General features: G+C 53.3%; 11 protein-coding genes and 1 other RNA gene. 4 read left to right on the top strand and 8 right to left on the bottom strand.

Annotated elements, in window-relative coordinates:
* Window positions 1-9: 9 nt before the first annotated feature.
* Both ACQG0S_RS09310 and ACQG0S_RS09305 read right to left on the bottom strand, forming a co-directional pair.
* Window positions 10-687 carry a fimbrial biogenesis chaperone gene (locus ACQG0S_RS09310; protein ID WP_022647862.1) on the bottom strand — a complete coding sequence of 226 codons (678 nt, stop codon included), beginning with the start codon at window positions 685-687 and terminating at the stop codon, window positions 10-12.
* Between the two features lie 57 nt (window positions 688-744).
* A complete protein-coding gene (locus tag ACQG0S_RS09305; protein WP_022647861.1) occupies window positions 745-1,275 on the bottom strand; it encodes a fimbrial protein in 531 nt (176 codons plus the stop codon).
* A gap of 354 nt (window positions 1,276-1,629) precedes the next feature.
* Between ACQG0S_RS09305 and ACQG0S_RS09300 the strand changes: the two genes are divergently transcribed.
* Together ACQG0S_RS09300 and ACQG0S_RS09295 are read left to right on the top strand one after the other, a co-directional pair.
* Window positions 1,630-2,289: a winged helix-turn-helix transcriptional regulator gene (locus ACQG0S_RS09300; RefSeq protein ID WP_022647860.1), complete on the top strand. Its 660-nt coding sequence runs from the start codon at window positions 1,630-1,632 to the stop codon at window positions 2,287-2,289.
* A gap of 77 nt (window positions 2,290-2,366) precedes the next feature.
* Window positions 2,367-2,996, top strand: a complete 630-nt coding sequence (locus ACQG0S_RS09295; RefSeq protein ID WP_023299922.1) for a helix-turn-helix domain-containing protein — start codon at window positions 2,367-2,369, stop codon at window positions 2,994-2,996.
* A 46-nt stretch (window positions 2,997-3,042) separates the two neighbouring features.
* On the opposite strand, the gene ACQG0S_RS09290 is transcribed toward ACQG0S_RS09295, so the two are convergent.
* From ACQG0S_RS09290 to ydiJ, 3 genes are all read right to left on the bottom strand, one after another.
* Window positions 3,043-3,237: a YdiH family protein gene (locus tag ACQG0S_RS09290; protein WP_003857766.1), complete on the bottom strand. Its 195-nt coding sequence runs from the start codon at window positions 3,235-3,237 to the stop codon at window positions 3,043-3,045.
* An 85-nt stretch (window positions 3,238-3,322) separates the two neighbouring features.
* Window positions 3,323-3,733, bottom strand: a complete 411-nt coding sequence (gene menI / locus ACQG0S_RS09285; protein ID WP_023305978.1) for a 1,4-dihydroxy-2-naphthoyl-CoA hydrolase — start codon at window positions 3,731-3,733, stop codon at window positions 3,323-3,325.
* Window positions 3,730-6,786 carry a D-2-hydroxyglutarate dehydrogenase YdiJ gene (gene ydiJ, locus ACQG0S_RS09280; RefSeq protein WP_426750256.1) on the bottom strand — a complete coding sequence of 1,019 codons (3,057 nt, stop codon included), beginning with the start codon at window positions 6,784-6,786 and terminating at the stop codon, window positions 3,730-3,732. Before ydiJ ends, menI begins: the two co-directional genes overlap by 4 nt.
* 199 nt (window positions 6,787-6,985) lie before the next feature.
* Between ydiJ and ydiK the strand changes: the two genes are divergently transcribed.
* Together ydiK and rprA are read left to right on the top strand one after the other, a co-directional pair.
* Window positions 6,986-8,101, top strand: coding sequence for an AI-2E family transporter YdiK (ydiK, locus tag ACQG0S_RS09275; protein WP_022647856.1), 1,116 nt, complete (start codon window positions 6,986-6,988; stop codon window positions 8,099-8,101).
* A gap of 209 nt (window positions 8,102-8,310) precedes the next feature.
* Window positions 8,311-8,418: antisense sRNA RprA (rprA, locus tag ACQG0S_RS09270), an RNA gene on the top strand.
* Window positions 8,419-8,818: 400 nt separating this feature from the next.
* Here the strand turns inward: rprA and ACQG0S_RS09265 are convergent.
* From ACQG0S_RS09265 to ACQG0S_RS09255, 3 genes are all read right to left on the bottom strand, one after another.
* Window positions 8,819-9,025, bottom strand: coding sequence for a hypothetical protein (locus ACQG0S_RS09265; protein ID WP_022647855.1), 207 nt, complete (start codon window positions 9,023-9,025; stop codon window positions 8,819-8,821).
* A gap of 358 nt (window positions 9,026-9,383) precedes the next feature.
* The gene (locus tag ACQG0S_RS09260) at window positions 9,384-11,759 is read right to left on the bottom strand and encodes a glycoside hydrolase family 3 N-terminal domain-containing protein (RefSeq protein WP_126490264.1); all 2,376 of its coding nucleotides are present in this window, start codon (window positions 11,757-11,759) and stop codon (window positions 9,384-9,386) included.
* 3 nt (window positions 11,760-11,762) lie between these two features.
* Entirely contained in the window at window positions 11,763-13,163 is a 1,401-nt protein-coding gene (locus ACQG0S_RS09255; protein ID WP_038415905.1) for an MFS transporter, read from the bottom strand.
* Window positions 13,164-13,375: the final 212 nt, after the last annotated feature.

Raw genomic sequence — 13,375 nt, 5'->3', positions numbered from 1 at the left:
GAAAAGGGATCACAAACTGGCCCGGTGTAATTCGCCAGGATTGCCATAATCGTTAATGACTTTAAACGTCAGCGTATTGCCATTGGTCCCATTCGGTAACGGGAAACGAACTGAGCCTGAAGGCATTACGTACGTGACATCGTCAAGTTTTTTACCCCCGACCGTTATTTCATTGAAATTGATAACGTACGGCGTAGGGTTATTTACCTGCAGAGCATTCCCCGCACGATGCCAGGTTAATTTGTTGGTTTGTTCCTCAGGGGTAGACGCACGAAGGCTCTCTGGCCGATAAATAAGTTTAATCCGCGTTTTGACGGCAATTTGCAGCGAGTTCATCTGCTTTGAGGCTGATGGAATAGCTTTAATGTTCAGCCAGAATAAACTCTCCTGCCCCTGAGGCAGCGAGCCTGTCATGACAATACGCTCAAGGTTTTTTTGCCCGCCATCCAGCCGATACAGCGGAGGCGTAATAATAAAAGGCGCTTTACCGGATTGCCCATCCTGAACATCAATCCACGACTGGATTAAATAAGGAACATCATCAGGATTGGTGATACTTATTGACGCTTCTTTTTTTGCCCCATCGAAAATAATGCGAGTGCCGCCAATAACTACTCCAGCACTGGCGGATGTTAACGTCAGCGATAACAGCGCCATCGCCAGGCCAGTTGTCGTTATAAAACGCATTTCAATACCTCATAAAACAAGGGGCCGGGAAGCCCCCTGCTAATTACTGCCAATGACTTAGTTGTAAACCACTGAGAAGTTCGCGACCGAGTTAGCCGGGCCCGCGGTTACGGACGCTGCGGTGGAGATATACTGCGCGTAGAAGTTCAGTGTATTATCAGCCGTACTGCTGAGCGCGTAGGTATAGCTGTTGCTGCCGTACAGCGGCAGATCGGCTTTATCTGCAGTCATCAGGTTAATCGCTACCCCTGTGGCCGCCCCCGCCACGGACGTATCAATCGCCAGCAGGCTGGCGTTGGTTAAATCCGGCGTACCGTCAAAACGGACTTTTGCATTAGTGACCGTCACAGGACAGTTTTTCAAAATAATATTAAACTGCGTCGCAGCCGTTCTGGCTCCCGCCGTCGGGAATTCCGTTTTATAATAATCGCCCAATACCACCACCTGGTTCTGAGATGCCACATCTACGTCGCAGGCAGAATCCAGAATATTTCCGTTAAAATTAACGGTACCTGCCGCTGCAAATGCATTGGTCATGGTGAGTACAGAACCTGCCGCTAACATTGCCATCATCAATTTTTTATTCATAATTCTCTTTCCTGTATTACTTTATTTATTACCGACATTCAGTTGCAGAAATAAAACCCCTTTCGACGAATCAAAATTTATACAACTCTTTTTCTACGCACAATCGATTTTAGGGTCTAGCTGTAGACTCTCTTTTAACAAAAACAAAACAAATTACTTTGGAAATATCTTAACAATAAAGTCCCCGGTCTACTTTTAAACCTAAGTCAAAAATGTTTCAAATTCAACTAATTAACACTCATTAATAGGCAAGTCTATAATTAGACTCGACGAAAATATTCCCTGACTAACTGTTTTTTAAGATAATTCTTTATGTCGATCAAAAAATGATCGCATCAGTGTATGAGGCCTCTTATGAACACCCGTATTGCGCCCGTTTCAGGCAATGAAATAACAACAGTGCTTGGCGCTAAGCCTCTTAAGCACATTGAAAAAATAATCGATAATGTTTTGCCGCATACGGAAAGATGCATCATGGCTAAAGGTGAAGTCATCCATTATTATTCCGGTGATATCCGCCAGTGCTTTTTACTGTTACATGGCAGCGTGGCATTGCATCGTCGAGGTGACGGTATCGTCTTAAATTCCGAATCCGCACCTTTTATACTCGGCGTGAGCAGCCAGTTTTCTTCTGAGCACCTCTACGTCAGAGCGCTGGAAACTTCAGAGGTGGCTAGCGTTACGCTGGAGCGTTTTAATCACGTAGTCGCACAACAGAATTTATGGGAGTCCTTCTCGAACCTGCTGATCTATACCGCATCGCGCGTTTACGAACATTGTGCCCAGATATCGCAGATGTCGGCTTACGACATTATCCGCTTTCAGCTGGTAGAACTGATGCAGGAGCCGGAAGCCATAAGACAAAGCATTACCGCCGCAGCCTATATCAAAAGCCGCACCTATCTTTCACGCAGCGGCATTATGCGGATCCTGGCGGAGTTGCGGACGGGGAAATACATCACTATGGAGCGCGGCGTGCTAATCGAGATCCATCACTTACCCCGCAAGTACTGAGGCTGTTTTTATCTCTGGAGAAGGTGGAAAATAAGAGCGACACTATAGAAAGTACAGTCTCTTTCCAGGTTAACGCTATGTCTTCTGACAAACCATCGCATCGCGGCTCTCCCTATGCCCAGGAACTGATTTCCCACTTACAGCCGCACTGCGCCACGTATAAAACCGATCCCGGTGAGCAACTTGATCTCCAGGTTAACGGGCAGAGTATGTGTTATTTAATTCTCGAGGGCACAATCGCGATATACAGAAGAAGCGACGACATGATGCTTACCACCGCGCGCAGTCCCGCCCTGTTTGGCCTCGCTAACCTGACGGACATATATTTTAACGATTATCTCAAAACGGTGACGCCATGCCTGATCGGCGTGCTAGCAACCGATCGGGTGGCAGAAGTTATCAAAGAGAAGGCGTTATGGGGGCTGCTTTCTAATCATCTGATGTTTGTCTATAACCGCCTTTATCACAACGTCATGCCGAAAGGTGCGCCAACGGCTTACGAGATGATTCGTCAGCAGCTCATGATGCTGATGCAGGAAGATGACAACTACCGACGCAGCGTGACGGCGGAAAGGTACATCCGGGATAAAACCCGGCTTTCCCGCAGCGGCGTAATGCGGATCCTGGCTGACCTGAAAACAGGCGGGTTCATCGAAATGGAAGAAGGCCGGCTCATTAAAATTAACAAACTGCCTGCCAAATACTGAGTTTCAGACACAAAAAAGGCCGCACGGGCGGCCTTTTCTTCACTGCTCAATGGACGTGAACGCCCAACCGCCAGGCAAAGTAGATCTCTTCTTTCAGCTCGTTTGAAGAGAGCGCCAGCAAATCCGTAAATTCCAGCTCAAGTTGTTTCAGCTTTTTCAGGTACTGCGCCGGAGACAGATTGCTTTTATCGCGACGTAAATATTCAATTGCCAGCTGTGTTGGGGTTATTTCAGTATCCATGATGTCCTCGCTTATGTTCAAAACGTGACCAGTATATCACAATCAGGCGGCTAATTTTTGACCAAAAGCAAGACATTCGGAAACTTTACACAACGGCCGTCGTCAGTCTGGATGAACAACACAGGCGATCCTGCTCGTCCAGTATATCAATCTGCCACACCTGATGACGACTTCCGGCGTGCAGTGCGCGGCAAACACCGCGCACGCGTCCGCTGCGAACGGAGCGGATGTGGTTGGCATTGACCTCCAGCCCGACCACCTTCTGCTCCCCTTCCGTACACAGGTAACCCGCGACCGACCCCAGCGTTTCGGCCAGCACGACGGACGCACCGCCGTGCAGCAGGCCAAACGGTTGATGAGTACGACTGTCTACTGGCATCGTCGCTTCAAGTTCATTATCGCCAATGCGCGTAAACTGGATATCCAGCAAACCGACCATGTTTTCCGCACCCATGGCATTTAAGGCCTGCAGAGTGACCGCACGTTTCCAGATCATCCGATAATCTCCAGTAAAGCCTGCAAGGGATGGCGAACGCCGTTACCTTCCACCCGTTTCACCTGGCTGCGGCAGGAGTAGCCCGTCGCCAGACAGCGGTTACGCGGCAGGCGCTGCATTGCCTGGTGCCACGACAGCTCGTAAATGCCGAGCGAGTTAGCGTGGTTTTTGACTTCATGACCGTAGGTTCCGGCCATACCGCAGCAACCCACGTTGACGCTTTCCAGCTTCGCGCCATAGCGGGCGAAGATAGAAGCCCACTGGGCAGGCGCCGTCGGCAGCGCGGTCACTTCAGTGCAGTGCCCAAACAGGTACCAGGATTCTCCGCTGACCTCCTGAGGGGCCGTTTGCTTCAGCACCGAAGGCAGCCACTCATGCACCAGTAAGACCTGAAAATCACCGCGCTTATCGCCGAGCGTCTGCTTATATTCATCCCGGTAACAGAGCACCAGCGCCGGATCGACGCCCACCATTGGCATATCGAGCTGCGCCACGCGATTCAGGAAATCTGAAGTTTTCTGCGCGGTTTTCGCGAAGCGGGTCAGGAAACCTTTAATGTGCTGCGCCTTGCCGTTCGGCGAGAACGGCAGTACCACCGGCTGGTAGCCAATTTTCTCTGCCAGACGGACAAAATCAGCCACCACCTGCGCATCGTAATAGCTGGTAAACGGATCCTGCACCACCAGCACCACCTTCGCTTTCTGCTCAGGGCTTAATGCTTCCAGTTGTTCCAGGGTCATGTTCGCCGAGCGGTGCCCCACCAGCCGACGCTGGAGCGATGGCACCGACAGCAGCGGCAGATCCACCATGCCGATATGTTTTTCAGACAGTTTGCGCACCAGCGGCTGATTGATAAAGAAGTTAAAGGTTTTTGGCGCACGAGCCATTAGCGGCGCGTAACTCTCCACCGTTGCCACCAGATGATCGCGCATCGGGCGCAGATAACGCGTGTGGTACAGCTGGAGGAAGCGGGAACGGAATTCCGGCACGTCAATTTTAATCGGGCACTGGGTTGAACACGCCTTGCACGCCAGGCAGCCGGACATCGCCTCTTTCACCTCATGCGAGAAATCGTATTCGCCTTTATTCGCATGCCAGCTGTTGCGGGTCCGTTCGATGAGCCTGCGCAGGCTGGTGCGTTTTTCCGGCAGCTCCAGTTCCAGCTTGAGCGGGTCAATGCCGCGGTCAGCCAGCAGGCGCAGCCATTCGCGCACCAGCGTCGCACGTCCTTTTGGGGAGTGGATGCGGTTGCTGGTGATTTTCATCGACGGACACATCGGGCTTTTCACATCGAAGTTGAAGCACAGCCCGTTGCCGTTGCACTCCATCGCGCCGCGCCAGGAAGCGCGAACCGCAATCGGAATTTGTCGGTCATAGGTGCCGCGCTTGACGGCGTCTACCTGCAACATCGGCGCATCAACACCCTCTGGCGGGCAGATTTTACCCGGGTTAAGACGGTTATCAGGATCAAAAGCGGCTTTCACCTTACGCAGCTCGGCGTAGAGTTGTTCGCCAAAAAACGCCGGGCTGTACTCGGCGCGGAATCCTTTGCCATGCTCTCCCCATAACAAACCGCCATATTTGGCCGTAAGGGCCACGACTTCGTCGGAGATCTCCTTCATCAGGATCTCCTGCTGCGGATCACACATGTCCAGCGCCGGGCGCACGTGTAGCACACCCGCGTCAACGTGCCCGAACATGCCATAGCTCAGACCATGGCTGTCGAGCAGCGCACGAAACTCCACAATATAATCCGCCAGATGCTCCGGCGGCACGCAGGTATCTTCCGCAAACGGAATCGGCTTCGCCGCCCCTTTCGCGTTACCGAGCAGCCCCACCGCCTTTTTACGCATCGCGTAGATTCGCTCGATGCCGGAGAGGTCGTTACACAGCTGCCAGCCAATGACGCCGCCTTCCCCCTGTGCAATCAGCTCATCCAGACGCTGGCAGAGCGTGCTCACCTGGCTCTCAATCAGCTCTGCGTCATCCCCGGCGAACTCGACGATGTTCAGACCGAGCATCTCTTTATCCGGCACGTCGGTAATCAGTTCGCTCACCGAATGCCAGACAATATCTTCCCGGGCCAGGTTCAGTACTTTTGAATCAACGGTTTCCACCGACAGCGCCCGCGCCTCCACCATAAACGGGGCATTACGCAGCGCGGAGTCAAAGGAGTTGTATTTGACGTTCACCAGACGGCGCACCTTCGGCAGCGGGGTGATATCCAGACGCGCTTCGGTGAAAAAGGCCAGCGTCCCTTCTGACCCGGTCAGTACGCGGGTAAGATCGAACTGGCTCAGATCGTCATTAAAGACATGGCGCAGATCGTAGCCCGTCAGGAAGCGATTGAGCTTCGGGAATTTGTCGAGGATCAGTTCGCGATTTTCGCGGCAGCGCTCCAGCACGGTGCGATAAATCCGTCCGCTGGTGGTGCTCTCTTTTGCCAGCGTTTCAGCCAGTTCGACCGGCAACGGCTGGGTATCGAGAATATCGCCCCCCAGCAGCACCGCCCGCACACCCATGACGTGATCGGAGGTTTTGCCGTAGACCAGCGAGCCCTGCCCTGAGGCATCGGTGTTGATCATCCCGCCAAGGGTTGCGCGGTTACTGGTGGAAAGCTCGGGCGCAAAAAAATAGCCATACGGTTTTAAAAACTGATTCAGCTGATCTTTGATTACCCCCGCTTCCACACGCACCCACCCCTCTTCCGGGTTGATCTCAATGATGCGATTCATATAGCGGGACATATCAACGATGATGCCCTGGTTCAGCGCCTGCCCATTGGTGCCCGTCCCGCCGCCGCGCGGGGTAAAGACCAGGGAGCTGAAACGCTCCTGCGACGCCAGACGGGCGATGAGGGCCACATCGGCGGTAGAGCGCGGGAAAACGACGGCATCGGGAAGAAGCTGGTAAATACTGTTATCGGTTGCCATCGTCAGCCTGTCGGCATAATCGGTGGCGGTATCACCTGTAAAACCCTGTTGCTCCAGTGCCTGCAAAAAATTAAGCACCAGTTGAACGACGCCCGGTGCCTGAGAAATCTGTGGGATCATTGCTGTCGACCCTAATGAGAATAGTGTGAAATCGTTTGCGTTGTGTCTGGAAAGTTTTATCACATTTTTTTCTTATGTGCTTCGTAGAATTACGGGCAAAATCCGCCTGTCAAAAATCGCTGAAATCACTAATGATTAGAGAGATGCGGTTTATATTCCCATCAGCCTTGCTGGTGTTCATTTAAGGAAAGTTTCGTTTATGGTCAATCTTCGTCAGCCCAGGGATGTCGCACAGATACTGCTGTCGGTGCTGTTCTTAGCCATTATGATTATTGCGTGTCTGTGGATTGTTCGTCCTTTCGTGCTCGGATTTGCCTGGGCCGCGACCGTCGTGGTCGCAACCTGGCCTTTACTCTTACGTTTGCAGAAACTGCTGTTTGGTCGCCGCGGCCTTGCCGTGCTGGTGATGACGCTGCTGCTGTTCCTGCTGTTTATTATTCCCATTGCGCTGCTGGTTAACAGCCTGGTTGACAGCAGCGGCCCGGTTATTCGCGCGGTCACCAGCGGTGACATGACGCTGCCGGATCTCGCGTGGCTGAACAGCATTCCTGTTGTGGGCGCAAAACTATACAGCGGCTGGCACAGCCTGCTGGAGATGGGCGGTAGCGCCCTGATGGCCAAAGTGCGCCCGTACATCGGCACAACCACCACCTGGTTTGTCGGGCAGGCTGCGCATATTGGTCGCTTCATGATGCACTGTACGTTGATGCTGGTCTTCAGCGCCCTGCTGTACTGGCGCGGCGAGCAGGTTGCGCTGGGGGTACGCCATTTCGCCACCCGGCTGGCAGGTAAACGCGGCGATGCGGCCGTGCTGCTGGCAGCCCAGGCCGTTCGCGCGGTGGCGCTCGGCGTGGTGGTCACAGCGCTGGTGCAGGCGGTGCTTGGCGGTATCGGGCTGGCGGTTTCCGGCGTACCTTATGCCACCATTTTCACCGTTGTCATGCTGATGACCTGTCTGGCACAGCTTGGTCCGCTGCTGGTGCTGGTTCCCTGCATTATCTGGCTTTACTGGACGGGGGACACGACCTGGGGCACGGTGCTGCTGGTCTGGAGTTGCGTGGTGGGCACCATGGATAACGTGATTCGTCCTCTCCTCATCCGCATGGGCGCTGATCTGCCGCTGATTCTGATCCTGTCCGGGGTGATCGGGGGGTTGATTGCCTTCGGCATGATTGGCCTGTTTATCGGTCCGGTGCTGCTTGCGGTAACCTGGCGTCTCTTCTCTGCCTGGGTGCATGAAGTGCCGCCACCCGGAACCGATCCGGACCTCATCTTAAGCGAACTTGAAGAGCTGGAAGATAAGAACGCGCAGTAATAACCTTTGCCGGGTGGCGCTAACGCTTACCCGGCCTACACTCTTCGCAGGAATACTTAAACGTTGCTAAACTATTTATTCTCTGCGCACTGGTCAGACCCGCCTTTTCATGCCTAAAACCGTCATTCTCTTCAAGAAATCTTTACCTCCCTTTAACTATTGAGACGAATCCGATCGACTCATAAAGTTGGCATGCCTACTATTAAGACACGGTTATAAATCAACACCTTGATTTATAAGCATGGAAATCCCCTGAGTGAAACAACGAATTGCTGTGTGTAGTCTTTGCCCATCTCCCACGATGGGCTTTTTTTTATTTATCTTATGCTGAGCGCACAGGATTTAGGCGTGTTTTAAACGAAAAAACCGTTCATTACAGACGGATGAATAGCGATGAAAGAGTTTTACTGTTTAGTTCCATTCGTCATAAGCATATGCCATTTCACTATCAACTGAATATCTTTCTCGTACCACCAGGTGTCCCTTTTACTCTGAATTATTAGTCGCCTCTGCCCGTTCATCAGCGCGAGCATGTTCACGTTGTAATGAGTATCACCACGTTTAAGGCGGCTGACCACTGCAGGAGCAGCGCCTGCACCTTTTTCTTCTGTCAATAATAGTTATGTGGGTTATTTTCCCGCCATAAGAAAAAAGATAAACGTCAAGGCAAGCACAGTAAATGATATAACAGCCAAACTGGCGTTCCTAAAAACGCCATCATTTAGCTTTATCTTTTATACTTTTTTCAACCTGAGCATGAAGATTCATGCAGTTTATATACCCTTCTCTACGCGCTGCGTTGACTTCCGTAGCGTGTCTTAACTCCATTGCTAACAACTTATCTTCCATGACAGAAAGGCGATAAATCAGGGCGCACACAATCATTAAAAGAATAATGAATAACACCGAAATATCTACAACCACTTAACCTCTCCAGTTACTTATTGAATCCTGAGTTCTGACGCTATGCACTGTAGTTCTTCGTTTTCCCTGCATTGCGTTGTCATGTAGCCGTTGCACAGGGAACTTAAATCAGACAGAGTCCGTATATTCATTTAAATTTCATCTTTTATAGCTCATCAAACCTATCAGGCTATCTGGCGCAGTCCTGCAACCAGCAGACGGTGAGGAGTAGCTATATCAGTTCCAGGCTCAGAGCAAGGCGGCTAAGACTATTCTTATGCGAACTATTTTTTTAAGTTATTAGTGCTTTGTAAGTTCATTTTCCTCATTTGATTGCTTGAAAGAGGACTCGCCTTTGTGGCCAGGCGAGTCCTGAATATTAATTTTTACAAATTTCACTCCTACTCAACATCTGCCATTCCCCCTCCAGCACCCGCGTCTCCCCGGTCACCTGCACGTTCACCACCTCGCGAATATCCGCCGAGGACGCGCCAACCTGTAGCTCAAATTCACCTGGCTCGACAATCCGCTTCCCGTCCCGGCGGGTGAAATTAAACATCTCCACCGGCAAGGTAAAGGTCAGGGTGGCGGTTTCTCCCGGTGAAAGCGTAACGCGTTGAAACGCTTTCAGCTCCTGAAGCGGACGAACCTGCGTCGCGACTTTGTCATGCACGTACACCTGTATTACTTCGCTGCCGCTGCGCTCCCCGATGTTGCTGACATCGACGCTTAACACCACCTCTCCGTCGACCGGGACGTGGCTTTCAGCGAGACGCGCCGCACTCCAGTGAAACTGCGTCCAGCCAAGACCGTAACCGAACGGGTAAAGTGCGCCGAAATGGAACGCAAACGGCGTGCCGCCGCTTTTCAGCTTGTGGTTATAGTAGTACGGCATCGCCCCGGCGTTTTTCGGCACGCTGACTACCAGCCTGCCCTGCGGCTCCGCGCGGCCGGTTAAGATATCGGCAATCGCCCAGCCCCCTTCCTGCCCCGGCGCCCAGGCCATCATCAGCGCGGCCACCTTCTCTTCCAGCCCCTGAAGGTTATAAGGACGCCCGCCCGTCATGACGACAATTACCGGCTTGCCGGTTGCCACCAGCTCCTCCAGCAGCTGTTGCTGCACGCCCGGCAGATTCAGCGAATCGGTATCCGATCCTTCCCCCACGGTGCCGCTCTGGAATAGCCCGGCGAGGTCGCCCACGCAGGCCACCACCACGTCACTCTCTTTTGCCGCGCTCACGGCTTCGGGGATCAAATCCGTGCGTTGTGAAACCGGCGATTGCTGCATCGGTTTACCGCCGCTGTCGCCCGGGAACACCGGCGCACCCGCCATCCGTTTTTCGATAATGTGGCACCCTTTGGCGTAACGTATCTGCGATGCGCCAAGGTACTGTTCCAGCGCCGCGCGCGGGGTTGTCACCTGCGAGGTCTCTTCAACCATATCACTGATGATCAGGTGAACCGGGAAGCTGTAGCCGCTCAGCAACGCCAGCGGATCGTCCGCCGTCGGCCCCACTACCGCTACACGGGGTTTTCCGCCGAGGGGCAAAATGCCGTTATTTTCCAGCAGCGTGATCGATTTTGTTGCCACCTCGCGCGCCACCTGCCGGGTCGCCTCATTCTGCAAATCGATACCTTTTTCGTCGGCGTACGGTTTTTCAAACAGCCCGAGACGGAATTTTTCACTTAGCACGCGCGCCACAATCTCATCCACTTTCGCCATTGAGATAAGCCCACGCTCTACCGCTTCCGCCAGATGACGCGCGCAGTCATCCTTCGGCAATTCCACGTCCAGCCCGGCGTTAAACGCCAGCGCCGCCGATTCTGCTGGATCGTGAGAAATCCCATGGTGCTGGTGCAGCAGACTGACGCCGCCGTAATCCGCGACAATAATGCCGTCGAAGCCCCACTGTTCACGCAGCACGGTGGTGAGCAGGAAATGGTCGCTGTGCCCTGGCTGATTATCGATGTCATGATAGGCCGGCATCACCGAACCGGCGTTGGCCAGCTTCACCGCCATCTCAAACGGTAGCAGGAAGGTATCGTTTAGCTCGCTGAAACCCAGATGGACCGGCGCATGGTTGCGCGCCCCTTCGCTGAAGGAGTGCCCCACGTAATGTTTCAGGGTCGCCAGCAGATCGCGCTTATCGCCCTGCAACCCCTTCACGTACGCCGTCGCCATCACCCCTACCAGCCACGGATCTTCCCCAAAGGTCTCTTCCGTCCGTCCCCAGCGCACATCGCGCGAGACATCCAGCACCGGGGCCAGCCCCTGCTGGCACCCGACAGACCGGGCCTCGTTGCCAATCTGCTCCGCCGCGCGCTGCACCAGCGCCGGGTCCCAGGTGGAACCGTAGTTCAGCGACGACGGGAACAGGGTTGCATCTTTGCACAGCAGCCCCACCAGACACTCCTCATGAAACAGCGCCGGAATGCCGAGCCGGGTCTCCTCCATCATCATACGTTGCAGGCGGTTAGCGGCACGCACGCCGGTTTTTGCATCAACAATGTGCGTGCCGAGCGGACGGGTGATCTGCCCGACGCCCAGCTTCAGCCTTTCGCTGAGGGACGCCTGTTCGCTCACGCCGGCGAACTCATCGCTCAAATCGCTACGCTCGCGGTGGTTGCCGTGTTCATCGAGGATCAGCCAGTACGCGTGCATCTGGGCAAATTTCTCTTCCGGCGTCATACGCGCCAGTAAATCAGCGACACGCTCGTGTACGGGACGTCCCGCGTCCTTGTAGATCACAGTCATGGTTTACTCCTGTAGTGCGGATTGGGTTACCGGGCTGAGCTGCCCCGCATCGTTTCGAATGTCTCGCTTGCTGGCCAGCTCACGGGCAATGGAATCCACCAGTCGGCTGTTGAGTTTGTAGATAGCAAGGAGCGCCACCATGCAGAGGAACAGCGCGCAGGGGATCAGGGTGAACAGGGCATTGATGGTTGCGAGAACGTGAGGCGCCTGGTTTGCCTGTCCGGGCGCGTAATCCACCATGCCCAGCACCCAACCGACCACCGCCCCACCCAGCGCCAGCCCAAACTTGATGGCAAACAGGGCGGTAGAAAAGACCAGCCCGTCCAGACGGCGGCCGCTGCGGTGTTCTTCGTAGTCCACCACATCGGAGAACATGGTCCATTGCAGCGGCGTGGTCAGGTTCTGAATAAAACTAAACACAATATTCAGACCGAATATCAGCCACACCTGCGAAGGCGGAATGAAGAAAATCAGCGCGCCAAAAATAACGAAAGAAATAATGGTCCACTGATAGGCACGTACGCGATCAAATTTCCCCAGCAGGCGTTCAGATAATAATGCGCCGCTTAAGGATGCCACCATGCCGGAAACAATAAAGGCAAAGACCAGTTCAGGACGTAACAGAACATAGTTAACGTAATACATGGTCGCAGAGCCACGCGTCACGACGGCGGTTAACAGTAAAATATTAAACAGAAAAACAATTCGCCACTGGCTGTTGGCGGCCAGCAGTTTTAAATCCGTCAGCATCGAGCCGGAGGTGTCATTGCGTGGCGAGTAACGCTCCCGGGTCATAAAGAAGCAGCAGAAGAATAAAATAATACCCAGCAGCCCCATCAGGCTCATGGCATAGAAATAACCTTTTTGCACATTCCCCTGACCTAATAATGAGACCAGCGGCAGCGCGATGACCGTTACAATCAACCCGCCGATAAACGACAGGCCAAAGCGCCAGGATTGCAGCGAGTGGCGCTCGCGCGGGTCGAGCGTCAGCGCGCCGGGCATGGCGCAGTATGGAACGTTAATCGCGGAGTAGATCAGGCTCAGGATGGCATAGGTTACGCAGGCATAGACAATTTTCGCCGTCTGCCCGGCATCCGGTACGTAGAAGGTAATCAGGCAGCTCACGCCAAACGGAATGGCAAACCAGAGCAGCCAGGGACGAAAACGACCGTGGCGGGTCTGAGTGCGGTCCACCAGCGCGCCAATGCACGGATCGACAAACGCATCGATCACGCGCACCACTAAAAACATGGTGCCCATAATGGCCGCCGGCAAACCGAATACGTCCGTATAGAAATACGCGAGAAATAACGTTGCCGTTTGCCAGACCAGCGCGCTGGCCATATCACCGAGGCCATAACCTATTTTATCTTTGGTACGTAATACAGAGGAGATTGTCATTGTTATTTGCCTTTTTATCAGGTTAAAACGTATTTCAACCAGTCGCGCATCATCCCGACGGATGTACGCGGTAAGGCTCAAGTATTAGCAACGCCCTGCCCACTAACAATTGTCTAAATTAACAGATAAATTATGATATTTGGTTTTTTGCTTTATTTGTGATGGTGAGCATATTCGCAGGAAAATAAAAAAGGCGAGGACAGATATCCTCG

This window comes from Enterobacter cloacae complex sp. 418I7 (assembly GCF_050030705.1).
GTDB lineage: Bacteria > Pseudomonadota > Gammaproteobacteria > Enterobacterales > Enterobacteriaceae > Enterobacter > Enterobacter intestinihominis.
The sequence above is the reverse complement of the archived record's forward strand: the minus strand, read 5'-3'. Positions and strand labels throughout refer to the sequence as shown.